We start from the raw sequence: 2,829 nt of genomic DNA on the forward strand, positions 1-2,829 counted from the left end.
AAGGGAATTGAGGGCGTAAGCCATGGGCCGGGCCGCCAAAGGCGGAGTGACGGGACGCGCCCGCTCCTGCCGGGAGGGCAAGGGCGGTGGTGCGCAGCGCAACCGCTTGCGTAGCCCTTGCGCCCCGGCGGACCATGAAGCAACCCGCCAGCCGACTTCTCAGCGTTCTGCCGTCTGCTCAGTGGCAATGGCTGATGCCCGGCGTTGTGCTGAATGACTGGAGAACGAAGCGAACTGGCGGCATTGTTGGGCGAGGTACCAGCTGTTGCTGCCCCCGCGCCGCGACCCGCGAGCCCCGGCCCCTGGCGGGTGACGGCTTCAATGAGCGGCCAGAAGGTTCAGATCAGCAACAACCATGAGTCGCGGGTGATCCGCAAGCTGGAGCTGGAGACCTACCTGCGCCGCAACACGGCGCTGGAGCTGGTCTGACTCGTTGGTGTGATTCAGGGCCATGGCCTTCAGGCCAGCTCCGCCTTGAGGCTGGCCAGTGCCTTGCGCTCCAGCCGGTGGGCTGTGGTGTGGCTCACCCCCATGGCTTCTGCCGCCTGGCGAATCGAGAGGCCCTGGAGGATGTGCAGCCTGAGCACGACGGCCTGATTGGCCGGGAGTTGATCCAGCATCGCTTCGAGCTGGCCTGACTCTTCGCTCTGCTCTGCGCTGGCCTCAGCAGGGATCAAATCCAACAGGCAGAGGCCGGTTTTGGGCTGCGGCTGATCCAAGCTTTCGTGCCGGAACGGCGTGGTGCCTTTCTCATGCTCGCGGCGTGACACCCGCACCAGGCGGACGCGATCGCGGAGATGGTGGCGCAGTGCGCCGGCGATGTTGGCCCTGAGGAAAGCCTGGGCTGTGCTGCGGTTGCTGATCCGGCTGACTGCTGTGGTGAGGGCCAACCTGGCGACCTGGATCGCATCTTCTCGCTCGATCAGACCGGCGAATTGGCGAGAGAAGCTGCCGCCGGTGGCATCAGCGAGTGGCAGGAACTCCAGGATCAGGGCATCGCGTGCGGAGAGGGGACGGGGCATGGCCGGTGTGCGAAAAACGCGCATCACCAGCCCGAAACGCAGAGAAGGGCAAGCTGGAAGCGGATGAGTGGCGGCCACCACGGACCCTTGATCACGCGGGCTGCTTGCCCGGATCGTTCCTGCCGTTTACGGCTTGCCCCGGCTGACGCTGCTGCCGATGGCGGCACCACCGAGCAGGGCGAGGATCAAGTTGAGGGTGGAATCAGTGGCGGTCTGCAGCCGCTGCATGAATTCTGGGCAGTCTCTGGCCCCGTAGAAGATCAAACGCCAGCCGCAGATCCCTGCGCCGAGGATGTAGATGGCGAACTCGCTGATGATCACGCCAGCGAGCAGGACAAAGAGGAAGCGTTCGCGGTCGAAGGGCGTTTTCGGTGGCAGCCCCTCGTCGTCTGGCGGTGGTGGTGGAGGGATCTGGTGTCGTGGTCGCTCAGGTCGTCCGTCCATGGTCTTGCTCGGTGGGGATGAGCAGTTCTCCGGCTTCGATCAAGTCCCAGATGCGCATGGCTTCGGCCTGACGACGTTCGCTGTGGGGTGTGCCGGGCCTGAAGTAGCCCTCACCGCTTTCGGCTGAACCGGTCCAGTAGGCGGCAGCAGTGGCTGGATCCAGGCCGGCGGGACGGTCCTCAAAGACGCAGCACCAGCCGATCAGGGAACCTTCGGTTGGATCGTGCAGGCCGGCGTACTCCTGGGCGAAGTAGAGCTGCTGCCACTCGTTGCTGTTGGGATCGATCCCCTCGACCAGCGCCTGCTCCCTGGCGTCGTCGTAAGGAGGCCGGCGCACGCCGGTGTACTGCATGGCCCCGCGGCCGGCGCCGCTGCCCTCCTCGATCACATCGAGATCAGAGAGATCAGTGGAGCCTGTCTCGACGATCATGCAGCCGATGAAGCCGGCGGCCTCTTCTGGCGTAAGTGGCGCGATGGCACCCAAGCTGGCCCGGGTGACGGTGCTGGCGCAGAAGAAGGAGAGCCAGTGCTGCAGGTTGCTGGTGTTGTCCGCCATGGCTCTGCTCAGCCCTTACAAACCAAGAACCAGCCGCCGCTGCCGCCGGGCCTCCAGCGGGGATCCCAGTTCTTGGCGCTGTAGTGCTGGCCCTTGCCGTTGAGGTTGCTGGTGTAACCACCACCGACGAGGTTGGCCTCACCGTTGGGATCGTTGTGGATCCAGCCGCCCGCTTCGTAGCCGATCACCACGGTCCAGTGGCCGCCGCCCGATGGGCTGGAGCTGGGGCCTTTGTGCAGCCAGCCGGTGGCGACGGGCCGGCCGGCGTCGATCTCTTTGATCAGATCGGCGGTGACGCCGTTGGTGAAAAAGTTGGCCTCTAAACCCAGCGAACGCAGAGCTGAAAGTTGGGCCTGGGCGTCGGTGCTGTCGCCGTACCGGGCGCGGATGACGTTGTAGGCGTCATCACTGCTGACCTTGCCCCAGAAGGCGGCGAGCATGGCGCAGCTCGAGGAGAAGCACTCGCGGTAGCCGGTGCCGCTGGCGTTGTCGTTCTGGGAGAAGTAGGGCACCACCAGCGGGTTGCCGAAGGCTGGTGCCGGCGGTGCTGGCGGTGACTCGCTGAAACGCAGAGCCCATGGCGCCTCTTCCAGCAGGATTTCGGCCTGGCCCTGCTGCTGCTCGATCCGCCCGATCGCGTCGTGCAGCATCGCCACAGCCTCCTGCTGCTGCTCCTTGCTCTCGAAGTACTGGAAGCGGTCCATCAACCGCGCCACGGTCATGGGGGTGGGCATTGCCGTGTTGGGTGACGTTCTCCTCCTCTTGCCAGCGGCCTAGCCGCCAGGTGTCAGCAGAAAGGCGGGGCAG

At 65.4% G+C, this 2,829-nt stretch carries 5 protein-coding genes; 1 reads left to right on the top strand and 4 read right to left on the bottom strand.

The window, feature by feature from the left end:
• Nucleotides 1-213: 213 nt before the first annotated feature.
• Entirely contained in the window at nucleotides 214-429 is a 216-nt protein-coding gene (locus tag ACXMDM_RS14330) for a hypothetical protein (RefSeq protein ID WP_162922805.1), read from the top strand.
• 29 nt (nucleotides 430-458) lie between these two features.
• Here the strand turns inward: ACXMDM_RS14330 and ACXMDM_RS14335 are convergent, their stop codons facing one another.
• From ACXMDM_RS14335 to ACXMDM_RS14350, 4 genes are read right to left on the bottom strand one after another with little or no spacing between them, the layout of a single operon-like run.
• Nucleotides 459-1,103 carry a sigma-70 family RNA polymerase sigma factor gene (locus ACXMDM_RS14335; protein ID WP_499570564.1) on the bottom strand — a complete coding sequence of 215 codons (645 nt, stop codon included), beginning with the start codon at nucleotides 1,101-1,103 and terminating at the stop codon, nucleotides 459-461.
• A 45-nt stretch (nucleotides 1,104-1,148) separates the two neighbouring features.
• The gene (locus ACXMDM_RS14340) at nucleotides 1,149-1,466 is read right to left on the bottom strand and encodes a hypothetical protein (protein ID WP_499570566.1); all 318 of its coding nucleotides are present in this window, start codon (nucleotides 1,464-1,466) and stop codon (nucleotides 1,149-1,151) included.
• Nucleotides 1,450-2,022 (bottom strand): hypothetical protein, encoded by a 573-nt coding sequence (locus tag ACXMDM_RS14345; RefSeq protein WP_499570568.1) that lies wholly within the window; start codon nucleotides 2,020-2,022, stop codon nucleotides 1,450-1,452. Before ACXMDM_RS14345 ends, ACXMDM_RS14340 begins: the two co-directional genes overlap by 17 nt.
• An 8-nt stretch (nucleotides 2,023-2,030) precedes the next feature.
• Entirely contained in the window at nucleotides 2,031-2,756 is a 726-nt protein-coding gene (locus tag ACXMDM_RS14350; protein WP_499570570.1) for a C39 family peptidase, read from the bottom strand.
• Nucleotides 2,757-2,829 lie beyond the last annotated feature (73 nt).

Source organism: Synechococcus sp. CS-603, from assembly GCF_977929215.1.

What these genes read in the sequence shown, in the direction of transcription:
- ACXMDM_RS14330 (WP_162922805.1), top strand. Translation starts at nt 214, where the DNA reads ATGACTGGAGAACGAAGCGAACTGGCGGCATTGTTGGGCGAGGTACCA.
- ACXMDM_RS14350 (WP_499570570.1), bottom strand. Translation starts at nt 2,756, where the DNA reads ATGCCCACCCCCATGACCGTGGCGCGGTTGATGGACCGCTTCCAGTAC.
- ACXMDM_RS14340 (WP_499570566.1), bottom strand. Translation starts at nt 1,466, where the DNA reads ATGGACGGACGACCTGAGCGACCACGACACCAGATCCCTCCACCACCA.
- ACXMDM_RS14345 (WP_499570568.1), bottom strand. Translation starts at nt 2,022, where the DNA reads ATGGCGGACAACACCAGCAACCTGCAGCACTGGCTCTCCTTCTTCTGC.